Source organism: Desulfovibrio oxyclinae DSM 11498, assembly GCF_000375485.1.
Taxonomy (GTDB): Bacteria; Desulfobacterota; Desulfovibrionia; order Desulfovibrionales; family Desulfovibrionaceae; genus Pseudodesulfovibrio; species Pseudodesulfovibrio oxyclinae.
Window position 1 is genome coordinate 62,234 of sequence record NZ_AQXE01000003.1, and the last position, 25,260, is coordinate 87,493.

A 25,260-nucleotide genomic window follows, 5' to 3' on the forward strand; every position below is an offset into this window, starting at 1 on the left:
GTATGCTCGCGGGTTGGCTTGTCCGAAGCACTTGGGCGCCCACGCTTCAGCTTGTACTCATAATTAAAAGCCCCTCCCGGCATCAGCGGAAGGGGCTTTTTCTTGATTTGACAGGAACCGATCAGCCGAGTTTTTTCTGCAGCAGTTCGGTGACCACTCCGGGGTTGGCCTGTCCCTTGGTCTTGCGCATGATCTGCCCCATGAAGAAGCTCATGAGCTTTTTCTTGCCGCCGCGATACGCTTCAGCTTCATCCGGGTTCTCCTGAATGACCTCGTCCACCACGCCTTCCAGCGCGCCGGTGTCCGAGACCTGAACCAGGCCCTTGTCCTTCACGAGCTTTTCGGGGTCGGCCCCGGTCTCGCAGAGTTCAGGGAAAATCTTGCGGCCTATCTTCTGGGAGATGTCCCCCTTGTCGAGCAGTTCCACCAGCCCGGCCAGCGATTCCGGCGTCAGCTTGCAGTCGCTCAAGGACATGCCGTTGTCGTTGAGATGCGGAAGCAGATCGCCAATGATCCAGTTGGCGACCTTGCGTGGCGTGTCGCCCTTGTATGCTTCCACCGATGCCTCGAAGAACTCGGCAACCGCAAGCTCACCGCTGAGAAGTTCGGCCTCGTCCGCAGGCAGCTTGAAGTCCTCAAGGAAGCGCTCCAGCTTCTCGGAAGGGAGCTCGGGAAGCTCGGACTGCCATGCGGCTATGGTCTCGTCCTCGATGAGAACCGGCACGAGATCCGGGTCCGGGAAGTAGCGATAGTCGTGCGCCTCTTCCTTGCCGCGCATGGTGAACGTGGCGTTCTTTTCGGGGTTGTAGAGGCGCGTTTCCTGGTCCACTTCCTCGCCGTCCTCGATGAGGTCGATCTGACGGTCAATCTCGTACTCGATAGCTTTCTGCACGAAGCGGAAAGAGTTCAGGTTCTTGAGCTCGCAGCGGGTTCCATATTCCTCGGAGCCCTTCTCACGGATGGATACGTTGGCGTCGCAACGGAAGCTGCCCTCTTCCATGTTGCCGTCCGAAATGCCCAGATACAGCAGGATGGAGCGCAGGGCCTTGAGGTAGGCCACGGCCTCCTCGGCGGTACGCAGGTCCGGCTCGGAGACGATTTCGAGCAGCGGAACCGAGGTGCGGTTCAGGTCCACAAAGCTGGCGTTTTCGGCCGCCGAGTGAATGTTCTTGCCCGCGTCTTCCTCGATCTGGATGCGGTTGATGCGCACGTTGCGCTTCTTGCCGTCCACCTCGATGCTCAGGTTTCCCGCCGTGCAGATGGACTGCTGGAGCTGGGAAATCTGGTAGCCCTTGGGCAGGTCGGGATAAAAGTAGTTCTTGCGTTCGAACACGGACTTGTTTTGTACGGTGCAGCCGGTGGCAAGACCAAGCTTGGCGGCGTATTCGACGGCCTTGGCGTTGAGTACGGGCAGCACGCCGGGCATGCCGGAACAGACCGGGCAGACGTTGTCGTTAGGTTCGTTGCCGAACTTGGTGGAACAGGCGCAGAACAGCTTGGATTCGGTGTTGAGCTGCGCGTGGACTTCGAGGCCGATAACGGATTCGTATGCGGGCATTTGGCCGCTCCCCTACCCTTTGTTTTCGTAGAGTTCTGGATTCAGGCTCGGGTCGTTGTACATCTTGAACTGGAAATAGACCTTGGGGCGCTTGCGGCCGTTGGCGTAATCGTCAACCAGCTCCATCATGGAACGGCTCAGGTCCTTGTGCTGCAACCGAATCACCGCACACTTGCCGGTACAGCTGTCCACGTGGTCCGAATCCACATCCTTCCGCTGCGTCTGCTCTTCCATGTGGAAGTGCTTGAGCGCGAGGATGGAGAGACGATCGAGCGCCATGCCGAGGGTTTCGGTATTGTACCGTTCATCGCCACCTTCGGGCAAGATGGGCATGATCATCTGCACGAGACAGCTGTCCACCCGCTCGATGAGGTCGTTGCGGAGCTGATTCAGTTTATCGATGGCGTACTTGCAATCGGCGATGACCTTGGCGTCCACGTCCTTGCGGCGGGCGCGGTCCTCCACGTGCCAGAGCTGGAAATTCGCCCAGTGCTGGCGCGCCGCGAGTTCGCGAAGTCCTTCAAGGCCCAACAGTTCCGGGGCGGCCTTGGGGTCGTCATAGACCGGCTCGCCGAAGTGCCAGTCGGTAACGGAACGCATCTGATGGTCGATGCAGTCCTGAATGCAATTCTTTATCTGATCGAAAGTCACTTCAGCCATTGTTCAATGCTTCCTTACTCACAAGAAGATAAATGTTGGCCCGCGTCTTGATCCGGTTTGCAACGGCTTCGACGCGGTTCCCTTCTCCGATGTAATAATCGACACGCGAGCCGCGAATGGCGCTCCCCGTGTCCTGCGCAAGGCCGATGCCGTAGACCTTGCGGCGACCTTCCGGGCGAAGCTTTCCGGGCTTGAGGTCCGGAATCTCGGTCTCGAAGGCCAGCACGCTGCCAAGCGGCAGCAGGTTCCGGTCTGTAGCGAGCGAAACCATCGGCGTCAACGGCTTGCCCATGGCTCCTTCGGGCGGAGCGTCGGCAAGCCGGAAAAATACATAGCTAGGGTTCTTGGCCATGAACCGGTACATATTCTTGGGATGCTTCCGGAAAAAGGCCTTTACGTGCCCCTTGGACAGCTTGTGGCGCGGCAGACGGCCGTGGTCATACAGGATGCGGCCAAGGCTCTTGAACCGCAGCCCGTTCTTGGCGCCGTAAAGCACGTTCCTTACCGATCCGTCGGGCAGACGAAGCCTTCCGCACCCTTCCACCTGCAGATAGAAGATATCCACGGGGTCCTTGGCCCAGGCGATCTCAAGGCCGCGGCCGGATAACGCGCCCTCCACATCGATGTCCCGACGGGTATAGTAGCGCACCGCCCTGTCGTTCTTCAAGCGGTAGTATACAGGCCGCCCGTCCTTGTTCAGTCCCCAGTGCAAATCCTCAGGTACGCCGTAGATGGGATACTGGTAAGGTCCGTACCGCTTGAGACTGGCCTCGATCTCCGGCGTGAAGTATCCGGTCATGGTGGGATCGGGGCGCACGCCGTACCATACGAAACGCTCGCCAAGCAGCTCGGGCTCTCTGTCCAGACGCGGCAGGATGGCGAGAAGCTCCTCGATGCTGTGCCGCACTTGGCCCCACGTCAGGCTCATACCGTGTTTGCGAAGCGCCACATCGCCCTGCGGCATGTTGCGCACGTATTCGAGACTCATGCGAAGGGGATTCTCCAACCGCGCCCATGAGTCGAGCCCCTGACTGCGAAGATCCAGCTGCGCACTTTTGAGGATGGGCTCCCTGCCGTCCAGCGGCACGAAATCCTGACTGGCCGGGCTTTCCACTTCGCACTTTGGCGGCGGAAACCCGGTGGAGCGCCTCGGATAGTTCTGCTCGTCGGGCAGCGGCAACGGCTCCCGGACGACAGAACAGCCGCCGAGCCCCAGAATCAGCACGAAGAGGGCCGCCCTGAGCAGCCACAATCTTCCGCCGGATGAAATCGCGGACATTTTCGCCGTGTTCATTTTCCGATCATTCACAGGTGTCTATGGCAACGTCGCAGAACTTGCCCACGCCGTATTCCCTGCGCCGGAAGAACTTTTCCGGGCTGGGGCCGATTATCTGCAATTCGCGGTGGAGCTTCTGCATATCGAGTGCGATATGCATTTCCTTGGTACAGCCGGTCGAGTACGTACTGTCCTTGCCGGTCCATACGGGAGGAACCTTTTCGCCCATCAGCTCGAAGCTCTTCTCTATATCCGAATGGGTCTGGAAACGCCAGACGTCGATATAGCCGCTACGCTGGACGCGCTCCCACATGTACATCAGGTCATCCGCGTCCATGCCTTCCTCGAAGTGCTCGGCCGGGTTGATGATGTAGACCTTGTCCAGCTGCTCGCGCAGGTACTCCACGAAGGTGGTCATGACCTTGATGGCCGTGGCCACCTGCCCGGGCACGCTGCCGATAACGCCGGAATAGAACATGACCGTGCGCCCTTCGGTCTTGGCCTGACGCATTTCCGCAATGATCTCGTTGGCCTTGCCGGTGATGTAGGCTTCGCTGAATTTGTGCGCGACCTCGGCCTTGGGCTTGAAATACAGATGAAACTTGCCTTTGTCGTCCCGGAAGTAGGAAACGATGTCGCGGGTAAATTCATGGCTGGTCTGAATCATGCGGCGGTACTTGCCTTCACCCTTGGCGATGATCAGGTCACATTCCTTCCATGCCCGCGCAAAGGAAACGTTGCAGCGATACGGATTGAAGCGCTCGCGGTTGCCGTCCGAAATGACGATGAAGTTGTGCCTGCGCATGAGATCCAGCAGTTCGTTCTTGGTGAGCTTGTCGTTGCTCACGAAGAAGGCGTCCGAGAGGTGTTTGGCGAGCACCGGATCGCTTTCGGCATCCCAATAGGTGGGACTGTCGAAGAAAAAGCCTTCCTTGAGCGCCAGCACCACTTTGTGCCCCAGTCTGAGCAGGGCGCGGATAAGCTGGATGTCCAGAATCAGGCCGCCGCTGCGCTTGGGCATGAACAGGATGCGAAGCGGATCGGCGCTGCGCGATGCCACCACCGAGGCAACCTTGCGGAACCCTTCCTCGACGCCATTCTCCTGCTCAAGGTCGCACTCCTCAAGGGTCTGAGAGGTGAACTCCTCGGGCTTCCAGAAGTCCGTGGACGAGGAAAGCCGCATGAGCCGCTCTATTTCAAGCATGTCGATGCGATAGCGAATCTCGTCGATGCGCCGGCACCCCGGTTCCATCTCCGCACAAACGTTGATGAGCTTGTCGAAGGACTCGCCTTCCACAATGTCCGAAGCTTTGGCGTTGAGTTCGCGCCGCAGGTCGGCATAGGGATCGTCCACACCGCTCTGGCTCATGAATATGGTGTTGAACCGCTTCATCAGCCGCGAGGGAATCATGATGGGCGAAGCCAAGGCCATGCGAAACTTGTGGCGGGCCAGCGCGATGAGGCGCTTCCTGATGTAACGATCCGGACAGTACGTACGTGCAAGCCGGATGAACCCTCGCCACTGCTGGAGGTATTCATGCTTCAATTCGGGCGGCAGGCCCGGTTTGAGCAACTGGAGAAACATCCAGTCGGAACACGGCGCATAAAGCTCGTGATCGCCCAGCGCAACCATGAAACGTATCTGCTCGCGTGTGGCGTTCTTGGCAGGGTCGATGGTGTATTCAAGGTTGTTCTCGGTCATGAAATGCAACAGCAACCCGTCGAGCATGGCGTCCATGCCGTAGGTGATGTCGAGAACCGAATCGAAAGAATTCAGGCGCATGTCAGCCCTCCGTCATGAAGCCTTTGCGTGAGAGTCGTTCGAGATAGCAACCGCCAACGTCCACCATTATCAGATCTTTGTCGGAACGCGAAACACGCAGAACGTCTCCATCGGCAAGATGAAAAAGCCGCTGACCGTCCTCGGTGACGTTGACCGGACCGTTGGAGTCCTCCACCACTATTTCGGTGACGGTCTCTTTCGGCAGGACCGTGGGGCGGAATGATCCGAGAAACGGGCAGATAGGGATAATGCCATAGGCCGGGACGCCGGGATGAATCAGAGGACCGCCTGCGGAAACACCATAGGCAGACGACCCGTTGGGCGTGGTAACGATGAGTCCGTCCGCGCGCAGCCCGGTGCGTCCGCCCTCAAAGGAAACCTTCAGGCGCACCAGCCGAGCCAGTTCGCCGCGGCTCACCACGAGATCATTTGAGGCCAGTCCCTTGTGGACAGACTCGCCATTGCGAATTATCTCATATTGCAGGGCAAGCGTTCTCAGCGTGGGCAATTCATCACTGATGAGAGTGTCGAGCACTTCCATCCAGCAGTCGGGATCGACACCCACAAGGAAGCCGACCTTGCCGAGGTTGATGCCGAGCACCGGCACACCGTGCTCCACGGCCTTTCGGGCTGCGGAGATGAATGTTCCGTCGCCGCCAAGGGAGAGCACGAGATCATACCCGGAGAGGTCCACGGGCATGTCGGAACTGGCGGAATCGACCGTGCAGCCACGTTTTGCGAGGTGGCTTGAGATCTCTTTCCGCAACCGATCGGCGCGGGTGTCCCCGCGCTTGAGAATACACATTGTTTTGGACAGTGCCGTCATGTCCCATGTGGTAGACAAATTACGGTCAACATTCAACCTTTGGCTTGATTTGAGAGCGTTTTAAGCAGCGGTCGCGGCAACATTTTCTGCAACCCAACCCTAAAGTTTTTTTTCCGCGCTCCGATACAATCATTGTACAGGAGGAGTTATAAGTGACCAGTCCGGCAAAAGTTCAACGGATGCTGCGCACATACGGAAGGCAGCTTACCAGTGCGAAGCGGCTCGCGCGTTTTCGGCGGGCACTTCAGGCATCCGGCGCCGAGGACGAGGTGGAGATTTCCCGCCAGGCACGGCGCAGGGAACTGGTCGAAAAGATTGCACGGGAGATAATCGAGAACCTGATCGTCAGCAACACGGACAACCCGGTCGTAACAGATATCGTCAACGAGCTTGAACGCGGGACCGGAACAAGGTACCTCTTTGAATACCCGCTCGACGGGGCTGACGTTCGAATTTTGAAGGAAACGCAAAACGGGCCGCAGGAAGTGACCGGCAACGAGAGACTCTCGGTCATGAGGCGGCTTTGGGAATTGACGCTGCAGCGGGTCGACAGGACCATGCTCTAGCGGCAATCCCGGGAGGTAAAGGCCATGCAGATCAAGAACCTTGTGGGAGAAATGAATCCCTACAACAAGAACAAGGTGAATGGATCGGACGCACGGGCCGAGGGGACGAACAATGCCGCACGCGCTTCCAAGGAAGCGGCAAGCGGCTCGGACCGCATTCAGCTGTCTTCGGAAGCGAAGCTGAGAGGGGCGGCGTACAAGGAAGCGCTGAACTCCCCCGACACGCGCCAGAAGAAGATAGACGACCTAAAGGAGCGCGTCCGCAACGGCACCTACAAGCCCGACATCAAAAAGGCCGCCGAGAATCTCATTCGCGACGACCTTGACCTGATCAAGTAGTACCGCCGGGGCGGCTTTCGAAAGTTAGCCGTTCAGGCGATACTGCGTGGGATACCCAGCCTCAAGCTGAGGCACCTGCATTCCCCTCTTGGCTTCGGAGTTGATAATTATCGGCCCCGAGAGATTAAGAGTGGTTTCTTCCGGCCTGTCGTGCGGAATGGTAACCGTGACCATCACCGCAACCTGTCTGGCATTTTCTATCTGAAGAATCTTCTTTTCCGCCGTCTCCAACTTCACGTTGTAGTCGGTCAGGAAGGAATACGGATCCACCACCAGCAGCCCGAGAGACGTATCCTCAAGGTTCTGCAGGAGAATGAACGGACTGTCGTCCTCGATCCGCAGCAGGACGTATTCCCGCTTGTCCTCAAGGCCGATGAGTCCACGGGGGAAGTAGATCACGGAATCGAGATCTATCACCCGCTTGCCCAATCGGGTCATTATTTCTTTCTTTCTTTCCCGTGCCATATCGTAGCCGCCGCGAGCAGATCGTCATGGCTCGTTTCGAGGGCCATGCGGTTCTGCTCTTTGATCTTAAGGTATACCTCTTCCCGATAGACCGTCATGTCGTCAGGGACCTCCAAGCCAAGTTTGACCTGTTTGCCCTGCACGCTCAGAACCTTGAGCTTTATGTGGTCTCCAAGATGGAGGCTTTCTCCCGGTTTCCGGGTCAGTATCAGCATCGGTACATGAATTCCGTTTCGGTTCGTGATGGCGACGTTTCGCCGCCGGAACTACCGAACTACCCCAGCAAAAGGGCTTTGTCCAGCGGCTTCCAAGGCTTAGATGAACTTGGTCAGGTTTGTGTTCATGACCGTCGCCGCCGTGCGCAGTACACTCTCGTAAAGCATCTGCTTCTGCTTGAGTTCGGTCATCAGGTCGCCAACGTCCGCGTCCTCGATGCTACTCAGCAGGTCCCGCTCGTTCACGTTCAGGTTGCTGAGAATGCTCTCCGCCACCTGCAACCGGTTTTCACGGCCTCCCACGCTGGCGAGCGAATTCATGATGTGCTCATGCGTCGTCTCAAGGTTCGCAAGGGACTGCTGAACCCCCGACTGGTTGTTCGTCTCACAGAAGGCGATCAGGTTGCCCATGGTCTCGAAAAGGTTCGAGGTGGTCTCCTTGCTTTCCGAATCCAGCAGCGTCCCGGCCATGTTGACCGGTCTGCCGTTGGAGTTGAGCAGTGTCAGCGAAGGCGACGAGTTCGCGCTACCGACCCTGACGTAGTTTCCACCGTTGGAGTTCTGCACATCCGGGTCCTGATAGATGCCGCCAAAGACATCCTTGCCAACCTCGTTGAGCCGGACCTGTTCGGTGGAGGAAATATCAAGGGCGATGTCCGCCGTGCGCGGCTTGATCATGAACTGGGTGCCGGGATCGACGAGACCGCCGCCACCGTTGGAGTTCAGGGTCAGGGTTCCCACCGGCTCGATGCTCAGGACGGCATTGCTCGCGGTGGTGTCCGGCGCAACGGTGTTCCCGGTATTCCAGGTGATACCGCCGTTGAGTGAATAGGAATACTCGATCTCTTCATCAAGCCCCACCGCTGCATCGTTGTCGATCCGCACCATGACGTTTTCCCTGTCAAAGCGCCCTGCGGCCACGGGATCGACGTTCACTGCACCGGGGGAAATGGTATCCACTTCGATACGGCTGTTACCGTTGGGTGCCACTCGGTCGTTGTCGTCACCAAGATAACGGGCCGACTGACGAAGCCACAGCCACGTTCCATCGGAGTCGTTGTAATCGTTTTCGTCGGTGAGGTTGACTGTCGGGTCGCCGTCCAGTTCGACGGACGTACCGCTCTGCGGAAGCTGGAGCGTCTGAGGGTTTCCCGCACCGCCAGTGATCGACCCATCGTCGAGCCATGTATCACCGCCGTCAATGCTGTAGCGCACCTGCGAACCGCTCATGCTCGCCGTGCCACCGGATGCGCCGTTCTGATAAAACTGTACCAGAACGGTGCTGTCAGACTTGCCGTTGATGGTGAAGTTGGTGGTCTCGTTGAAGCTGCGGTCGTTGGTGGTCATCCACATGATTTCCTCGAAGGCCTTGCCCTCGGTCTTCTGACCGGCAAACAGGCTCTGTCCTTCGAAGGTGGAGTTGGCGAGACCGAGGAACTGGTCGAACAGGCTGCGAAGTTCGTAGCTGACCTGCTCGCGGTTGTCGGCGCTCATGTGACCGCTGGCCGCCTGCTCCGCAAGCTCCTTGGCGCGCGTGAGCAACGTACTGACCTGCTGGAGCGTCCCGTCCGAAGACGTGAGCCAGCCCTTGGCAGTGGAAATGTTCTCGCTGTACTGATCCAGCGAACGCAGCGTATCCCGGTGATCCAGAATACGGATCATGCCGGTGGGATCGTCCGAGGGGCGGACGACCTTCTTCATGTTCTGGGCGCGGATGTTCACGTCCACGAGCTGCTCAAGAGAGGAGCCCATATTCCCGGTATACCGGGAGAAAAGCATCTGCTGCGATATTCTCATGTTCTCCTCCTAAGGCTTGAGCGAAAGCACCGTCTGGAGCATCTGGTCCGCCGCACTGATAAGCTTGGCGGCCGCCGTGTAGGAGTGCTGGTACTTGATGAGGTTGGACATCTCTTCGTCAAGGTTGACGCCCGCAACGGACTGCTGCCTGTCGTCGAGGTCCTGCCTCAGGGTTTCGGTATAGCTGTAGTTGAACTCGGCGGTCTTGGTATCGGCGCCGACGTTGCCGACCAGACCGTTGTAGTAGTCCAGAATGGTCTGCCGGGTCGTGCCTTCCATGGGCGTGAAGACCTGAACGCTCTCTTCCCTGAGCTTGTAGAGCGAAAGCGCCGTGGTGTTGTCGCCGGGGTTCATCTCCCCAGCCCCGTTAACGTGCCCGGATGCCAGAAAATCAAGGTCGCTCGTGATCTTGTCGTTGAGCTCGATATCCGTCGCCTCGGAGCCCTGGAAGAAGGTATTAAGGCCGAGCGCTGCGTTCAGACCGGCGGAATCCGCGCCAAAGGCCGCTTCGTATCCTTCCTTCATATCCACATGCAGCTTGTCGTTGACAATGGATGCGGTCAGGTAGTTACCGTAACTGTTGTTATAGGCGTCCACCACATCCGAGAGGGAGTGCTGCTCGGGGTTGAAGCCCTGCACGCCCGGGGTGCCGGAGTCGAAGTCGAGCGCGGCGTTTGAGACCATGTTGCCGGTGGACGAATCGTAAAAATACATTCTGCTGGTTCCGGACTGAAGTCGGGAGCCAAAAGCAAGCCCGGAAGAATCGGAGCCGAGCGCCTTGTTGATGTCGCTGACGCTGTAGGTTCCGTCGAAGGTCTTGAACTTCTCAAGCCCTGCGCCCTGACTGTGACGGCGATTCACTTCCCATATGAGACTTTCGGAAAGCGCATCGAGCTTCTTGAGATACTTTCCAACGTGCTGGTCACGGAAGCTGAACAGCGCGCCGAGCTTGCCGCCCGTGGTCCGCTCGGTGTTCATCTCGCCGTTGAAGCCGGTCTGCGGGGTGATGTTCACCTTGGACGAAGTGTTCTGCACCCAGTACAGGCTGCGCTGCGGACTGACCACGATCTGGTCACCGGCGCGGAATTCGCCGGTGGCCGCACCGGTGGGATTGTTCTCCGCGCCAAACCAGATATCAACGCCTTCGACCGTCACGCGCGAGTCATAATCGCGGGCAAAAAATTCCTTCTGGACACCGTTCTCGTCCTTGAGCCAGGTGTTTCCGCCGTCAAGGGAAACACGGAAGCGCGCCGCGCCGCCGCCATCGCTCACCGGGCCGGAAATGTCACCGCCGTTGGACAGGAATTCGAGGGTATACTCATAGTTGTCATTGCCCTCGAAAAAGACTTCGCCTTCAAAGGTCGTCTCGGGCGAAAGCCTGTAATCCGATCCCGGAGGATTGAATTCCAGCGAAAAGGCGTTGATGCCGTCCACGAGCGTCTGACCGGCCTTAGTGGTCACGGTCATGTTCCCGCCACCGGAATCGATGACGTTGATGTCGATGATCTCCCCGAGTTCGCGCAGCAGGCGGTTGCGCTCGTCATACATGGAGTTGGTATTGTTAACGCCGGGGTTGTCGTAAATATTGATGTTCTTGTTCAGCTGGGCGATCTGATTCATCAGGCTGTTGGCGTCCGCCACCTGCTCGTCGATCATGGTGTCCACCTGCTGCTGCATGGTGGTGAGCGACTTATCCACTTCACGAAGCGTGCTGGCCAGCGTCATGCCGTTGTTGACCACCGTCTGCCTTGCGCCGTAGTTATCAGCATGCTGGCTCAGATCGTTCCATGAGTTCAGGTAGTTGGAAAGCGTATCGCTGACGCCGGTGCCGTTGGATTCATTGAACAGGGCTTCAACGCCTTTGAGCTGTTCATAGAGCTGTCCCCAACGCTCGGAAACCGCGGACTGGTCGTAGTACAGGCGCTCAACCATGCTGTTGAAATGCCTGAATACTTCCTTGGCCTTGACGCCGGTGCCGAGCTGCCCGGGCGAATAATTGATGGACGGCCCTTCTTCGAGCCGAACCTCGCGGCGGGCGTACCCTTCCGTCTCCACGTTGGCGATGTTCTCGCCGGTGACCTGAAGCTGAACCTGAGAGGCAAAGAGGGCCCAGCGGCCCATGTCCAGAACCTGGTTGGCGCCGTACATCTAGAGCCTCCCGCGAAGAATGTTGCCGTTCTGGGAAGGGGGAACGAACCGTCCTCTGGCGGTGTATGCGTTCTTGGTCTTGGGCTGGATCTCGTCGTGCATGAATTCCAACAGCTTGCGACTCTGGTCATGCAATGCGACGGCCATGGTGTAGTTCTGGTTTGCCTGTGCGGCACACCCCTGCTCAACCTCGTCCATCTTGTCCACGAGCGCCCTGAGCGTTTCGTACTGCTCAGGGTCAAGGTGCCCTTCAAGTTCGGCAATGCGCTGCGCACCGGGAACCAGCGTTCCCACCTGCGCGCGGCAGGACTGACGTTCAGCGGCCAGCTGGCGAAGAAGTTCCTGGACGGATATCTCTATCTGGGAAACCCCCTGCGAATTGCGGGCGGTAAGCCGGGAAAATTCTTCCTGAAGCAGGGCCGAAAGCAACAGCATGGCCTTGTTCTGCCTGACAAGATTTTCCTCGATTATGCGGATATCCATCGCAACCTCCAAACTCAAGTATATGTAATGTAAGAATTTTCATTCCTGCAGAAAATTCCGGGCTACTTGAGATAAGCAAGTTTCCTGCCAACCTGTCCCTGTGCTTCACGTTCGAGTCGGCGGGCAAGCTGCTCCACCTGTGCTTTCACGTCCATTTCGGTAACGGGAGCCTGCGGGGCCACTGCCGCCTGTTCGGGAGCCTGCGTCGCATAGGCCGCAGTGTCGCCTTCACGGAAGTTCCCCGAACCGGACGTTTCGGCATCGTCGCCGATCCAGTCGTCCAGCGTCAGTTCTTCAGTCTGCTCTTCCACGGAGGTATTGCGTTCACGGCGCAGGGGGATGCCTTCACGCTCCTCGTTCAGAGGACGAATGTCCGCCTTGCCGGTCAGAGAGTCGCGGCTGGCTTCCTTGAGCTTGGTCGAGAGCTGGTCGTAGAGCATGTCTGCCAGACCGATGCCACCGTCCGAGGCCATTTTCTCCGAGAAGTCCTTGTCGAACATGGAGAGATACTTCTCTTCCTGCTTGGAGTGCAGATAGCCTTCCTTGGGGACCGAGTTGCGCATCTCCTTCCAGATTTTGCTGATAAAGATCGCTTCAAAGTCCTTGCACGCTTCCTTGAGCTGGGCGTCGCGGCCCTTGGAGTCGCCGAGGCGCTCCTTAAGCCCGTCCATCTTCATCTTGAAGCGCGTCAGCTCCTGCCTGTCGAGGGCCGCTGCGGCCTTGGCGTCGTTTCCGATGCTGTTCATGCTAGATGACCTCCACTTCCGCGTGCAGAGAGCCGGCGACCTTGAGCGCGCGGATGATCGAGATCAGGTCGCGCGGGGCGGCTCCAATGGCGTTCAGACCGTCCACCAGTTCCTGAAGGGTCGCGCCCTCCATGAGCATCAGGCTGTTGTTCTGCTCCTCGATGCCCACATCGGTCTGCGGCGTGACCACGGTCTCCCCGTCGGAGAACGGGCCGGGCTGACTGACTTCCTGAGATTCGGCAATAACCACCTGAAGGTTTCCGTGAGCCACGGCGACCTTGGAAAGTCGCACGTCCTGCCCCAGAACCACGGTGCCGGTCTTTTCGTCCACCACGACCTTGGCCTTGCCTCCGGGGGTGATGTTCATGTTCTCCAACGATGCCATGAGCGGCACCATGTTGCCCCGGAACTTCGGGGGAATCTGGAGTTCCACGGTGGAAATGTCGCGCGCGCTGGCATACCTGTCGCCGAGAACGCCGTTGATGCGGTTGACCACGTCCATGGTGGTGCTGAAGTCCTGCACCGTGAGGTTGATGGTCATACTCTCCTGATTATTGAAGGAGAACGGCACCTCCCGCTCCACCACCGCTCCGTTGGGGATGCGGCCGACGGTGGGGATGTTCTTCTGCGCGGTGGCCGCCTCTCCGCCGACGCTGAAACCGCCGATGGTCAGCGAGCCTTGCGCCACGGCGTAGATTTTGCCGTCGAGACCCTTGAGGGGCGTGACAAGCAGCACGCCGCCGAGAAGACTCTCGGCATCACCGAGCGAGGACACCGTCACGTCAAGCCCGGAGCCCGGCTTGGCAGACACCGGCATCTTGGCGGAGACCATGACCGCGGCGACGTTCTGGGGCTTCAGGTCGCCGGGAGCGGCTTCAACGCCCATCTTGTCGAGCATGTTGGACATGGACTGCATGGTGAAGGTGGACGTGGTTCCGTCACCGGTTCCGGCAAGGCCGACCACGAGACCGTAGCCGACCAGCTCGTTGTTGCGCACGCCGCTGAAGCTGGCGATGTCCTTTAGCCTCGCCGCATCCGCGGGAGCCGCGGCGGCGAGAAGGAGTGCCAGCATGACGGCAAACGTCAGACAGGCTGCGGTTTCCTTTCTCGTGATCTTCATTTGTTGCCTCCGTATCATACGCTCGTCACCCGTTTAGAACGGATAGATGTTGTCGAGAATTCTGGACAGCCAGCCGGGACGCTGCTTGTCGGTCAGGACGCCCTGGCCGTACATTTCGATCTGCGCTTCGGCGAGGTTGTTGGATGAAATGCTGTTGTCGGACGTGATGTCCCGCTGCCGGATCAGGCCGCGAACCACGAGAATCTGTGTCTCGAAGTTGACCCTGATGCGGCGCGCGCCTTCCACCTGAAGAATGTTTCCGGGAAGCCGTCGCACAATGCGCGTGGCCACGGTGGCGGTGACGCTGGACTCATGGTTGGTCTCCCCTTCGCCTTCAAAATCGTTCTGTGCGCGGGCGCCGATGTTCACGTCGCCGGGCGAAGCGAGGGACTGCGAACCGGGTATGGCGCCGAGGATGCCGGTTCCCGGAAACGCGGTGACACCCATGTCGGTGGTGGTCTCGCGCTTGGCGGTGGTATCGTTCTTCAGCTTGGACTTGGAGGACTCCGCCACTTCCACCAGCACGATGTCGCCCACGCGCTTGGCGCGGTTGTCATCATAGAGAAATTCCGCCTGATTCGGATCGAACAACGAGCCGGGATTCTGCGCCGGGTCCTGCTCGACGATCACCGGAGGAGTCAGCACGGGCATCGGCTCCGGCTCGGTGCGGGAAGCACAACCGCCCGCGACGACCGTAAAGGCTACAAGTGCGAGGATGTAGGGTTTCATCTCATTTTCTCCTTGCAAACGTGCTGAACGCACCGATTATCGGACCATGACCTTGCCGGGCGAGACCACTGTCGCCACGATGGTTCTATTGCTTTGCATATTCCGGACCTCAACCTGCTGGCCCACCTTGGCGTCATCGAGAACTTCCACTTCGACGCTCAACTTGACGCGACCGCTGTCGTACACGAGGTTCACATGCTCGCCCCTCGATACTGCCGGAAGCGCCTCTATGCGATCTCGTGTGATGGCCTGTCCGCGCCCCACGGGACGACGAATCCGCCACGGGCCGCCCTTGCCGTCCCAGGTGTTGGTGGCGTAAGCCAAATTCTTGCGGACAAAAGTCAGCTTGTCCGGCGTGATGCGCTCTCCCCTGTTCATTATCTGCGCCGCGGCCGGCACAGCCTTCCAGACATCCATGAAAACGCTGCCTGCCAGCCTCCGCACGGTCTTTCCATCGGAAGTAACCACTTCCATCTGCACGGAGTTGCGCCCCGGCCTGACGTCGCGAGAAGAATCGACCTTCAGCTTGTCGAAGCGGTTGGGGAAGAAGATGTAGTCCGGCACCGCAAAATCACGGAAGGAAATCTCGGCGTCGAAGCGTTCCGCACGAGGTGTCAAATATTCGACCACCCTGCGACGAATCTCGTTGACCAGTATGACCTTGCCGCCGGTCTGCACCAGCATTCGCGAAGGCACCTCGCACCGGCGCTCGTATTCGCCGATGTAATGGCGCAGAATCGAACGCAGCTTGTCGCGGGAGATGGCCACGGGTCTTCCCCGTCTGGACGAGGGTTTCCAGAGCTTGGTTCCGGAAAGCCGCTTCCATACCGGAGCGTCCACATCACCCACGGCAACGGCTATGTCGCCAAGGGTAACCGGCCCGCCGTCGAGCACCGCGGCAGGCTTGATCCTGATGCGCCATTCACCGGCATGGACCGTGGAGGCCATGACAAGCGCGGCAAGGCACATGGCGGCCACGACGGCCACGCCGAGGCCCCAGGGTCTTCGAGCATCCCGTGCGGTGTTTCCGTAAATCATCTCCCCTCCCGAACTCTTCATGGATTAACGCTTCACGTTGATTGCGGTCTGGAGCATGGAGTCGGAGGTGGTGATGGCCTTTGAGTTGATTTCATAGGCGCGCTGCCCAACGATCAATCCGACCATTTCGTCCACCATCTCCACGTTGGAGCCTTCCAGAAAACCCTGCGCCAGCGTGCCGAAGTTGTCTTCGCCGGGCGTTCCCTGAACAGCCGCGCCGGACGCCTCGGTCTCGACGTAGACGTTCTTGCCCACGGCGTTCAGTCCGGCCGGGTTGGTGAAGGTGAAAATCGGGATGTCCGCGGCGGCGATCTCCGCTCCGCTCTTGTCGAGTGCGGCAATGTGTCCGTCCTCGCTGACCACCAGATCAGCGGTTTCGGCGGGCACGAGGAATTCCGGTTGAAGCGGATACCCCTGTGCAGTGACGACGCGGCCTTCATTGTCCAGCTTGAACGAACCGGCGCGGGTGTACACATCCTCGTCGTTCTGCGTAACGCGGAAGAAGCCGTCGCCCTCGATGGCCATGTCCAGCGGGTTGCCGGTGTTCTTGAAGTCTCCCTGACTGAAGAACTTGTGCACCGTCGTGGGTTTGACGCCCATGCCGACCTGCATGCCCGTGGGGGTCCTGCCGCCGTTCTGGTTGAGCGTTCCCGCCATCTTGATGTTCTGGTACATCAGGTCCTCGAACTCCGCGCGGCTCTTCTTGAAGCCCGTGGTGTTCACGTTGGCGAGGTTGTTCGAAAGCACGTCGATGTGCGTCTGCATCGCCACCATGCCGGTGGCAGCCGTCCATAATGAACGCATCATGGTCCATATCCTCCTAGTAGCTCCTGCCCAGAGTCATGATCATGCGCCGGTCAATCTGATCGGTACTGGTCATAATCTTCTGATATGACTGGAAAGCACGCTGGGTTTCTATCATCTTGACCATTTCGGTCACGACTTCCACGTTGGATTTTTCGAGGTATCCCTGCTCCACCGTCATGTTTTCGGCGGGAATCTCGTTGGCACCGCTGTCTTCGCGGATGCGCATGAAGTTCTGGCCCACTTTTTCCAAGGCCCGCTTGTCGTCCACGTCCACGATGTCCAGCTGGCCGAGGACGGCGCCGTTTGCGCTGATCTGTCCGGCGGAATCAATGGAGATGTTCGTTGCATCGGGTGGAATGGCCAGAGAACCGCCGCCAACCATTACGGGATACCCCTGCTTGGTCACGAGAACACCGTTCTGGTCGACGGAAAAGTTGCCTGCACGCGTGAGTTGCTGCTCGTCACCGACCTGCGCCTTGAAGAATCCGTCACCGGAGATGGCCACGTCGAGCGGGTTGCCGGTTTCCTGCAGGCTGCCCTGCGCCAGATCGGTGTACTGATCCGAAAGGCGGACCCTCGACATGAGGTCGGCTTCCGGAAACAGCGGCTTGTCGCGCATGTAAGGCTTTGCGTCGACCACATAGTCGTGGGCAAACCGGATGAAGGTGTCGTGAAATGCACACTCATCCTTCTTGTAGCCTGTGGTGTTGACGTTCGCCAAATTGTTGGCGGTCGTCGACATCCTCATTTCATTGGATAAAGCGCCGAATACCGCGCTGAATATGCTGTCTCTCATGGGGCGGACCTCCTGTTGTCGACTTGACTATGCAACATGCGGGCCAATGACCGAAACACCACATTTTTACGGTACGGACAGGCAGTATTGTTGACATGTGCGTTCAATATGTATAAATGAACCCGGTTCGAGAGTGGACGAAGCTTGGCTGGGAGAGTACCTACTCCCCGGCTCTGCGTTGCGGGTTACACCCCCGCCGACCGCTCCAAGGCCTGGAAAGGACTATCGTTTTTTTCACGCAGGTGGGCCTAGGTCCGCCTTTTTTATTTTCAGAAACCGGGACCCAAAGCATAATGACGCGCAAGAGATTCGAAGACATCCTGGACGAGCTGGTCCGCCCCGAAGTTGAAGGACTTGGATACACCCTGTGGGGTATTTCCTGTCCCGGCGGAGGCGGCAAGCGTAGAATCCTGATCTACATCGACGGACCGGACGGAGTCACTGTGGACGCCTGCGCCGAGGTAAGCCGTCAGGTGGGACTCGTGCTGGAGATGGAAGACGCCGTCCCCGGCGCATTCACCCTCGAAGTCTCGTCCCCGGGCCTTGAAAGAGAGTTTTTCAGCATCGACCAGATGGCCGCGTACACCGGAAAGACCGTTCGGGTCACCCTGTGGGAACCGCGGCAGGAGCAACGTAAGTTCAGCGGGACACTGGCCGGCATCGATGAGAATGCCTTCGTCCTTGAAACGGAGACAGGAAACGAATCCTTCTCCTGGGGCGAAGTCAAGAAAGCCAGACTGGTGCACGTTTTTTAGCACGGAGCACGCTTTTTGCGGCCGCTCCGCGGCCCGCGACACGGAGGACAAACAATGTCGGAACTCAAGAAAGCCATCGACCAGATCAGCAAGGACCGGGGCATCGACCGCGACCTTCTGGTGGACACCCTCGAAGAGGCGGTGCGCTCTGCCGTACACCGCAAGTACGGCGACACCATGGACATCGAGGTCACCTTCAACGAGGAACTCGGCGAAATCGAGGTCTACCAGTTCAAGGTGGTTGCCGACGAAGTCCATGACGAGGTCAGCGAAATCAACCTCGAAGAGGCGCGGGAGCACGACCCGAACGTCCAGATCGACGATGAAATGGGCTTCAAGCTCGCCATCGAGGATCTCGGACGCATCGCCGCGCAGAGCGCCAAGCAGGTGATCATCCAGCGCATGCGCGACGCAGAGCAGGAAATCATCTTCGAGGAATTCAAGGACCGCAAGGGCGAGATCGTCAGCGGCATCATTCAGCGCCGCGACCGCACCGGCTGGATCATCAACCTTGGCCGCACCGAAGCGCTGCTGGGCAAGGACGAGCAGATCCCCCGCGAACGCTACAAGCGCGGCGACCGGGTGCAGGCATATATCATTGATGTACTCAAGGAATCCCGCGGACCGCAGGTTCTGGTCTCCCGCTCCCACCCCGACTACATGGTGGAACTTTTCAAGCGCGAAGTGCCCGAAGTGGCAGACGGCACCGTCAAGATCATGGGCGTCTCCCGCGATCCGGGCCTGCGCGCCAAGGTGGCCGTCTACTCCCGCGAACGCGACGTGGACCCCGTGGGCGCCTGTGTCGGCATCCGCGGTTCCCGCATCCAGAACGTGGTGCAGGAGCTTCGCGGCGAACGCATCGACATCGTGGTCTGGAGTCCGGACATCGCCCGGTACGCCCAGCACGCGCTCTCCCCTGCCGTCATCTCCCGCATTGCGGTGTATGACGAGGACGAGGCGCTCGAAGTCATCGTTCCGGACGACCAGCTCACCCTGGCCATCGGCCGCAAGGGTCAGAACGTCAAGCTCGCCAGCCGCCTTCTCGGTTGGAAGATAGACATCTTCACCGAAAGCCGTTACGCCGAGCTCAACGCGTCCCGCAAGGGACTGGACCAGATCGCCAGCGTGGCCGAAGTGAACGTGGAAGCGTTTGTCGCGGCCGGTCTGGATACGACCGAGGCGGTGGTCAACGCCACCGACGAGGAACTGCTCGAAGTGGACGGCATCACCGAAGAGCGCATCGCGGAAATCCGCGCGGGCATCAACATGCTCGGCCTCAACGGTTCCGAAGAAGACGGAGACGTTGTCGAAAGCGATGAAGAAGAGTAGCAAACCGACTGATGACGCGTTCCGAGAAGCCGAAGGCCCGGTACGCATGTGCGTCATCTGTCGGAAGAGGGCTCCCAAGGGAGACCTCGCGAGATATGTTTGTCCGAGGGACCTGGCGGCGGACAGCCTTGTTCCCGATCCCGGACGGAATAAACCTGGCCGGGGATTTTATGTCTGCGGCGAGCCCGAGTGCCGCGAAAAATTCGGCAAAGCGGAGAAAGGGCTCATGAAGAAATGCAAGGGGGTTTGTATATGACGGCAACCATGAAGGTTAAGGATTTGGCAGCCGAGCTCGGCCTGTCGAATAAAGAAGTCATGCAGCATCTGCGGGAGATCGGGGTTCAGGCAAAGAGCCACATGACCGCCGTGGATGCAGAAGACGTTGATAAGCTCAGGGCCACGCTCTCCACCGAGGGCGGAGACTCCGAGGTGCTGCGCCGTGAAGTGCAGCCGGGCGTCATCGTGCGCCGCAGGAAGGCTCGCAAGGGCAAGGCCGAAAGTGGTGCCGCCAAGGAAGAGACCAAGGTTGCGGAAGAAGCTCCCGAGGCTCCGGCCGAGGTCGAAGAGGCTCCCGTTGCCGAGGAACCCGCAGAGGCCGCAGCCGAGAAGGAAACGCCCGCTGAGCCCGTTGCCGAGGAAAAGCCCAAGAAGGCTGCCAAGGCTGAGACTCAGAAGGCCCGCATCATAAAGCCGGCCAAGGTCGTGAAGCCCGCCGAGACCGAGAAGGCACCGGTCGAGGAGCAGGCTTCGGAACCGGAATCCAAGGAAGAACCCTCCCCTGCAGTCGAAAAGACCGAAGCAGCCGAAGCCGAATCCCGGGAAGCCGAAACCGGGAAGGCCGCCGAGGAAAAGCCCGCAGACAAGCCTGAAAAGCCTGTCGAGCCCGAGGTCGCAGCCGAAGGCGCCAAGTCCAAAGCCGAGCCTGTTGCCCCCGGGGACAAGGCCGAGGACGGCGAGACTGCCAAGAAGGCCGACAAGCCCAAGGCCGAAGCCAAAGGCAAGGCCGGGGATGACGAAGATAAGAAGACCAAGAAGCCCAAGAAAAAGGGTGAATCCAAGGTCAGAATCATTTCCATGCCCGATCCGGCGGAAGTCGCCAAGCGCGAAGCCGAAAAGGCCGCAGGACTGGAAGACCGTCCCGCACGCGGACGCGGTCCCAGGCCCGGTCCCGGCGGCAGACCCGGACCGAAGCCCGGTGGAAGACCCGGCGGAGCACGTCCTGCCGGGCGTCCCGGCGGAGGCCCCGGTGGCGGTCCCGCTGCTCCGGGAACTCCCCCGCCGCCGCAGCCGGACGGTCGTAGCCGCAAGAAGCGCAAGAAAGACCGCCGCGTCGTGGAATTCAGCAATTTCGAGGACGGCGACAAGGCCAAGAAGGTTCTTGGCGACAATCGCCCCGGCAAGGGCAAACGTCGCAAGAAATCCGATCAGCTTCAGTCGCAGGAGCACAGAGCGCAGCCCAGAAAGGCCGCCAAGCGCAAGATCAGAATTGATGACACCATCCGTCTGGCCGACATGGCTCACCAGATGGGTCACAAGGCGCAGGATCTCATCAAGGTCCTGTTCGGTCTGGGCATCATGGCGACCATCAACCAGGCGCTCGACTTCGATACCGCTACAGTTGTCGCCAACGAATTCGACTACGAAGTGGAGAACGTCTCCTTTGATGAACAGGAATTCCTCGTTCCTTCCGAGGCGGACAAGCCCGAAGACCTTCAGGGCCGTCCCCCGGTAGTGACCATCATGGGTCACGTCGACCACGGTAAGACCTCCCTGCTCGACGCCATCCGCTCCACCAACGTGACGGACGGCGAGGCTGGCGGCATCACGCAGCACATCGGTGCGTACCATGTCACCACCCCGCGCGGCGAAGTGGTCTTCCTCGACACCCCGGGTCACGAAGCGTTTACCACCATGCGTATGCGCGGTGCTCAGGTCACCGACATCGTCGTTCTCGTTGTCGCCGCAGATGACGGCGTCATGGACCAGACCCGCGAAGCCATCGCCCACTCACAGGCGGCTGGCGTTCCCATGGTCGTGGCCGTCAACAAGATCGACAAGGAAGGCGCCAACCCGGATACCGTCAAGCGCGAGCTGGCCGAAATGGGACTGATTCCCGAAGACTGGGGCGGTGAAACCATCTTCGCCCACGTCTCAGCCAAGCAGCGCACAGGCATGGACGAACTGCTCGAACTCATTCTGCTTCAGGCGGAAGTGCTCGAACTCAAGGCCAACCCCGACAAGCCCGCTCGCGGCCACATCGTGGAAGCGAAGCTGGACAAGGGTCGTGGCCCGGTCGGCACCATGCTCATCGCCGAAGGCACCATCAATCAGGGTGACAGCTTCGTTTGCGGGGTGCACCACGGCAAGGTCCGCGCCATGTTCAACGACTCGGCGCAGAAGATCGAAACCGCAGGTCCGGCAATGCCCGTCGAAATTCAGGGCTTTGACGGCGTCCCCGAAGCGGGTGACGAGTTCACCGTGGTCTCCGATGAAAAGGTTGCCCGCCGCATCGCCCAGCAGCGCCTGCAGAAGCAGCGCGAAAAGGAGCTGGCCGGCAAGTCCAAGGTGACGCTGGAAAGCTTCCTCGCATCCCGCCCGGATCAGGAAGCCCAGAACCTGAACCTCATCGTCAAGGCCGACGTGCAGGGTTCTCTGGAGGCCGTCACCGAGGCGCTGACCAAGCTCAGCACCGACGAAATCAAGGTGCAGGTGGTCCACGGCGGCGCAGGCGCCATCACCGAGTCCGACATCCTTCTGGCCAGCGCGTCCGAAGCCATCATCATCGGCTTCAACGTCCGCCCGAACCTGAAGGTCAAGGAGATCGCCGAGCAGGAGAACGTGGAAGTCCGCTTCTACGACATCATCTACAAGCTCGTGAACGAGGTGAAGGATGCCATGAGCGGCATGCTCGCTCCGGATATCGAGGAAGTCTACCTCGGACAGGCCGAAGTGCGCGACACCTTCAGCGTTCCCAAGGTCGGCACCGTTGCCGGTTGTTACATCACCGACGGCAAGGTCACCAGACACGCTCAGATCCGCCTGCTTCGCGGCGGCGTGGTGGTCCATACCGGCGAGCTCTCCTCCCTCAAGCGCTTCAAGGACGACGTCAAGGAAGTGGCCAAGGGGTACGAGTGCGGCATGGGCATCAAGGGCTTCAACGACATCAAGGTCGGCGACGCCATCGAAGCCTTCGAGGAACGGGAAGTGGCCCGTACCATCGACTAGCCGAAGGTCCGAAAACATCATCACGGGCGGTCCGGCAAGACTGGACCGCCCGTGTTTTGGTACTTATATATGATAATCGGCGTACTCAGTCTGGAGTTCCGGCTTGAAGGAAACAATTCCCTCAAGGGCAAGCGAAAGATCGTCAGCAGCCTCAAGACGAGGGCCCGGAACAAGTTCAATGTGTCCATCAGCGAGGTGGACGCACAGGACTCTCACGAACGAATCGTCCTTGCCGTCGTGACGGTGGCCAACCTCACGAACAAGGTCGAATCCAGGCTGGCAAAGGTGCTCGGCATGTTGGAAGATACGGTTCCAGCCGAGCTGGTGAGCGTCGAAACAGAAGTATTCAGCAACACGGATTGATATCATGAAAATTTCCGATTCCAGAAGGGCCAGCCGCATGGGAGACCAGATCCTGCGAGAGCTCTCCTCCATTCTCATGGAAGAAGTGAGCGATCCCCGGCTGGAACGCGTGACCCTCTCCGGCGTGCGCATGAACGCCAACCTGCGTATCGCCGAAGTGCTTTTCACAACCAGTGGCGACGAAGAAAAGATCGAGGCAGCAAGGCAAGGGCTGGAAAAGGCTTCCGGCTACCTGCGCTCGCAGCTCGGCAAAAAGATGCGCATCCAGTTCGTTCCCGAGCTCCGCTTCACCCACGACACCTTTCTTGAGGACATGGTCTATGCCAAGCCCGATGAAGACGATAGCTAACGCCATCCGCAGCGGAACCTCCTTTCTGGTTGCCGCCCACTACAACCCGGACGGCGACGCCATCGGCTCCACCGCTGCGCTCGGCCACGTGCTCACTGCCTTGGGCAAGGAAGTCTCCCTGTACAACCATTCCGGCATGAACTGCCGTTACGACTGGGTGCAGACTCCCTCACCCATCACTTCCGAGCTGCCCGAAAAGATGCCCGAGTGGACGATCATCCTCGACTGCGGCAACGCCGAGCGCATGGGCGACAACCTCCGCGCACGTCTCGACGAAACCAGAGTCATCAATATCGACCACCACCTTGGCAATCCCGAATTCGGCGAACTGAACTGGGTCGATAAAAGGCACCCCGCCGTCGGCACCATGATCGCCGATCTGGCCGAAGAGCTTGACGTAGAATTGTCCGGCTCGCTGGCCGAGGCCGTTTATCTCGCCGTATCAACCGACACCGGCTTTTTTTCCTACGGCAACACGACCCCTGAGTCACTTGAGCTTGCTGCCAAGATGTTGCGCAACGGGCTGGATCTTCAGACCGTGAACATGCACATCAACAAGCAGTGGACGGAAAACCGTCTGCGGTTGTTCAATGAAGTGGTCGGCAGAGTGGAATTGTTTGAAAACGGACAGGTCGCAGTGGCGCCCGTGACTCGCGAGATGTTCGAAAAAACCGGCACCGCTCCCTCGGATACCGAGGAAATCATCAATTTCGTACGCAAACTGAAAAGTGTTCGCGTTGCCGCCCTGCTCCGTGAGGAAGGTGACGAGCAATGGAAGTTCAGCCTACGGGCCTACGGCGATGACAATGTGCAGGAAGTCGCTGCCAGCTTCGGCGGCGGCGGTCACAAGAACGCCGCGGGCGGCATGGCATCCGGCACGCTTGAGGAAGCCCGTGCGACTCTCGTCAAATCCATCGTCGATATGGTAGGACTGTAGCCATGGGCAGAAAGCCGAAACGCAGCAAGGAACAGCTTGACGGCGTGCTCATCCTGCGCAAGCCGTCCGGCCCGACCTCCACGGACTGCCTCAACGCCATCAAACGCAGGTTCCGCCAGTTCAAGATCGGCCACGCCGGTACGCTGGACCCCCTCGCCGAAGGCGTGCTCCCCGTGATGCTCGGCAAGGCCACGAAGACCGCTACGTACCTTACCGGCGAGGACAAGACGTATTCCGGCACTTTACGCCTCGGAATCACTACGGATACCTACGACATTCAGGGCGAGGTGCTGACCGAAAGCCCCGTTCCGGAAGATCCACAGGTGGTTCGTGACGAAATTTATTACTGGAATCAGTTGACAGAGCAGGAAGTTCCGGCCTATTCGGCAGCCAAACACAAGGGAAAGCCCTTGTATGAATTGGCCAGAGCGGGCGAAGAAGTGCCCGTGAAACGAAAGGCCATCACGATCATTGAATCACAACCTTTAGAGGTAACTCTTCCCGATGCGGACTTCAGGGTGAGGTGCTCTGCTGGCACCTACATACGCTCCCTGGTCCACAGCTTGGGGACGCGGCTTGAATGCGGCGCGACGCTGACACGGCTTCTGCGCGAATCGAGCGGTCCCTTCGGGTTGGAACAGGCGCACGACCTTGATGAAGTGCTCGAAGACGAACTGGAACAGTTCACCGAGCGCGTCATTCCAATGGCCGACGCTCTTCCCCACTGGCCCTCCTACCGCCTCTCCGAGGCACTGGCCGGGTTGGTGAAAAACGGTACCAGACTCCCCGTCAACGCTGACGGCGATCTGTCCGGAAAGGAAGGCGACCGCGCCCTGTTTCTCACCCCCGAAGGCGACGCACTCGCACTCGTGGAAGCCGCTGAAAGCAACGGAAAGCTCCTTTGGGGCATTCTGCGCGGGCTCTGGTAGCACGCACACGCCATTTCGCGC

26 protein-coding genes are annotated in these 25,260 nt (G+C 59.3%); 10 read left to right on the forward strand and 16 right to left on the reverse strand.

Going from position 1 to position 25,260, the window contains the following annotated elements:
- Positions 1–121 precede the first annotated feature (121 nt).
- From gatB to B149_RS0104390, 5 genes are read right to left on the reverse strand one after another with little or no spacing between them, the layout of a single operon-like run.
- The gene (gene gatB / locus B149_RS0104370) at positions 122–1,558 is read right to left on the reverse strand and encodes an Asp-tRNA(Asn)/Glu-tRNA(Gln) amidotransferase subunit GatB (RefSeq protein ID WP_018123948.1); all 1,437 of its coding nucleotides are present in this window, start codon (positions 1,556–1,558) and stop codon (positions 122–124) included.
- Between the two features lie 12 nt (positions 1,559–1,570).
- Positions 1,571–2,218, reverse strand: coding sequence for a DUF4254 domain-containing protein (locus tag B149_RS0104375; protein WP_018123949.1), 648 nt, complete (start codon positions 2,216–2,218; stop codon positions 1,571–1,573).
- On the reverse strand, positions 2,211–3,497 hold the full coding sequence (locus B149_RS0104380) for an MltA domain-containing protein (protein ID WP_018123950.1): 1,287 nt from the start codon (positions 3,495–3,497) through the stop codon (positions 2,211–2,213). The genes B149_RS0104375 and B149_RS0104380 overlap by 8 nt, the downstream gene beginning before the upstream one ends.
- Before the next feature lie 22 nt (positions 3,498–3,519).
- Entirely contained in the window at positions 3,520–5,277 is a 1,758-nt protein-coding gene (locus B149_RS0104385) for an ARMT1-like domain-containing protein (RefSeq protein ID WP_018123951.1), read from the reverse strand.
- Position 5,278: 1 nt separating this feature from the next.
- Positions 5,279–6,082: an NAD(+)/NADH kinase gene (locus tag B149_RS0104390; protein ID WP_026167447.1), complete on the reverse strand. Its 804-nt coding sequence runs from the start codon at positions 6,080–6,082 to the stop codon at positions 5,279–5,281.
- A 173-nt stretch (positions 6,083–6,255) separates the two neighbouring features.
- Between B149_RS0104390 and B149_RS0104395 the strand changes: the two genes are divergently transcribed.
- Together B149_RS0104395 and flgM are read left to right on the forward strand one after the other, a co-directional pair.
- The gene (locus tag B149_RS0104395; protein ID WP_026167448.1) at positions 6,256–6,669 is read left to right on the forward strand and encodes a DVU0524 family FlgM-associated protein; all 414 of its coding nucleotides are present in this window, start codon (positions 6,256–6,258) and stop codon (positions 6,667–6,669) included.
- Between the two features lie 24 nt (positions 6,670–6,693).
- The gene (flgM, locus tag B149_RS0104400) at positions 6,694–7,008 is read left to right on the forward strand and encodes a flagellar biosynthesis anti-sigma factor FlgM (RefSeq protein WP_018123954.1); all 315 of its coding nucleotides are present in this window, start codon (positions 6,694–6,696) and stop codon (positions 7,006–7,008) included.
- 24 nt (positions 7,009–7,032) lie between these two features.
- Here flgM and fliW read toward each other — a convergent pair whose 3' ends face one another.
- From fliW to flgF, 11 genes are all read right to left on the reverse strand, one after another.
- A complete protein-coding gene (fliW, locus tag B149_RS0104405) occupies positions 7,033–7,473 on the reverse strand; it encodes a flagellar assembly protein FliW (RefSeq protein WP_026167449.1) in 441 nt (146 codons plus the stop codon).
- A complete protein-coding gene (gene csrA / locus B149_RS0104410; RefSeq protein WP_018123956.1) occupies positions 7,446–7,688 on the reverse strand; it encodes a carbon storage regulator CsrA in 243 nt (80 codons plus the stop codon). Before csrA ends, fliW begins: the two co-directional genes overlap by 28 nt.
- A gap of 99 nt (positions 7,689–7,787) precedes the next feature.
- Positions 7,788–9,485, reverse strand: coding sequence for a flagellin N-terminal helical domain-containing protein (locus B149_RS0104415; protein WP_018123957.1), 1,698 nt, complete (start codon positions 9,483–9,485; stop codon positions 7,788–7,790).
- Positions 9,486–9,494: 9 nt separating this feature from the next.
- Positions 9,495–11,633: a flagellar hook-associated protein FlgK gene (flgK, locus tag B149_RS0104420; RefSeq protein ID WP_018123958.1), complete on the reverse strand. Its 2,139-nt coding sequence runs from the start codon at positions 11,631–11,633 to the stop codon at positions 9,495–9,497.
- Entirely contained in the window at positions 11,634–12,116 is a 483-nt protein-coding gene (locus B149_RS0104425) for a flagellar protein FlgN (protein WP_018123959.1), read from the reverse strand.
- A 62-nt stretch (positions 12,117–12,178) separates the two neighbouring features.
- Positions 12,179–12,862: a rod-binding protein gene (locus B149_RS17775; protein ID WP_018123960.1), complete on the reverse strand. Its 684-nt coding sequence runs from the start codon at positions 12,860–12,862 to the stop codon at positions 12,179–12,181.
- A gap of 1 nt (position 12,863) precedes the next feature.
- Positions 12,864–13,982 (reverse strand): flagellar basal body P-ring protein FlgI, encoded by a 1,119-nt coding sequence (locus tag B149_RS0104435; protein ID WP_018123961.1) that lies wholly within the window; start codon positions 13,980–13,982, stop codon positions 12,864–12,866.
- A gap of 33 nt (positions 13,983–14,015) precedes the next feature.
- Positions 14,016–14,711 (reverse strand): flagellar basal body L-ring protein FlgH, encoded by a 696-nt coding sequence (locus B149_RS0104440; RefSeq protein WP_018123962.1) that lies wholly within the window; start codon positions 14,709–14,711, stop codon positions 14,016–14,018.
- Positions 14,712–14,747: 36 nt separating this feature from the next.
- Positions 14,748–15,749 (reverse strand): flagellar basal body P-ring formation chaperone FlgA, encoded by a 1,002-nt coding sequence (gene flgA, locus B149_RS0104445; protein WP_018123963.1) that lies wholly within the window; start codon positions 15,747–15,749, stop codon positions 14,748–14,750.
- A 24-nt stretch (positions 15,750–15,773) separates the two neighbouring features.
- On the reverse strand, positions 15,774–16,556 hold the full coding sequence (gene flgG, locus B149_RS0104450; RefSeq protein WP_018123964.1) for a flagellar basal-body rod protein FlgG: 783 nt from the start codon (positions 16,554–16,556) through the stop codon (positions 15,774–15,776).
- A gap of 13 nt (positions 16,557–16,569) precedes the next feature.
- Positions 16,570–17,352, reverse strand: a complete 783-nt coding sequence (flgF, locus tag B149_RS0104455; protein WP_018123965.1) for a flagellar basal-body rod protein FlgF — start codon at positions 17,350–17,352, stop codon at positions 16,570–16,572.
- 293 nt (positions 17,353–17,645) lie between these two features.
- On the opposite strand from flgF, the gene B149_RS0104460 reads away from it, so the two are divergent.
- The 8 genes from B149_RS0104460 (at position 17,646) to truB (ending at position 25,239) form a co-directional block, all read left to right on the forward strand.
- Complete coding sequence (locus B149_RS0104460) at positions 17,646–18,107, forward strand: ribosome maturation factor RimP (protein ID WP_018123966.1); 462 nt, start codon at positions 17,646–17,648, stop codon at positions 18,105–18,107.
- Between the two features lie 54 nt (positions 18,108–18,161).
- The gene (nusA, locus tag B149_RS0104465; RefSeq protein WP_018123967.1) at positions 18,162–19,436 is read left to right on the forward strand and encodes a transcription termination factor NusA; all 1,275 of its coding nucleotides are present in this window, start codon (positions 18,162–18,164) and stop codon (positions 19,434–19,436) included.
- 46 nt (positions 19,437–19,482) lie between these two features.
- Positions 19,483–19,692 carry a YlxR family protein gene (locus tag B149_RS0104470; RefSeq protein ID WP_342661890.1) on the forward strand — a complete coding sequence of 70 codons (210 nt, stop codon included), beginning with the start codon at positions 19,483–19,485 and terminating at the stop codon, positions 19,690–19,692.
- Positions 19,689–22,661, forward strand: coding sequence for a translation initiation factor IF-2 (gene infB / locus B149_RS0104475; protein ID WP_018123969.1), 2,973 nt, complete (start codon positions 19,689–19,691; stop codon positions 22,659–22,661). The genes B149_RS0104470 and infB overlap by 4 nt, the downstream gene beginning before the upstream one ends.
- 69 nt (positions 22,662–22,730) lie before the next feature.
- Positions 22,731–23,024 carry a DUF503 domain-containing protein gene (locus B149_RS0104480; protein WP_018123970.1) on the forward strand — a complete coding sequence of 98 codons (294 nt, stop codon included), beginning with the start codon at positions 22,731–22,733 and terminating at the stop codon, positions 23,022–23,024.
- A gap of 4 nt (positions 23,025–23,028) precedes the next feature.
- Positions 23,029–23,373: a 30S ribosome-binding factor RbfA gene (rbfA, locus tag B149_RS0104485; RefSeq protein ID WP_018123971.1), complete on the forward strand. Its 345-nt coding sequence runs from the start codon at positions 23,029–23,031 to the stop codon at positions 23,371–23,373.
- Positions 23,357–24,310, forward strand: a complete 954-nt coding sequence (locus B149_RS0104490) for a DHH family phosphoesterase (protein WP_018123972.1) — start codon at positions 23,357–23,359, stop codon at positions 24,308–24,310. The genes rbfA and B149_RS0104490 overlap by 17 nt, the downstream gene beginning before the upstream one ends.
- A gap of 2 nt (positions 24,311–24,312) precedes the next feature.
- On the forward strand, positions 24,313–25,239 hold the full coding sequence (gene truB / locus B149_RS0104495; protein ID WP_018123973.1) for a tRNA pseudouridine(55) synthase TruB: 927 nt from the start codon (positions 24,313–24,315) through the stop codon (positions 25,237–25,239).
- The last annotated feature ends 21 nt before the right edge of the window (positions 25,240–25,260 follow it).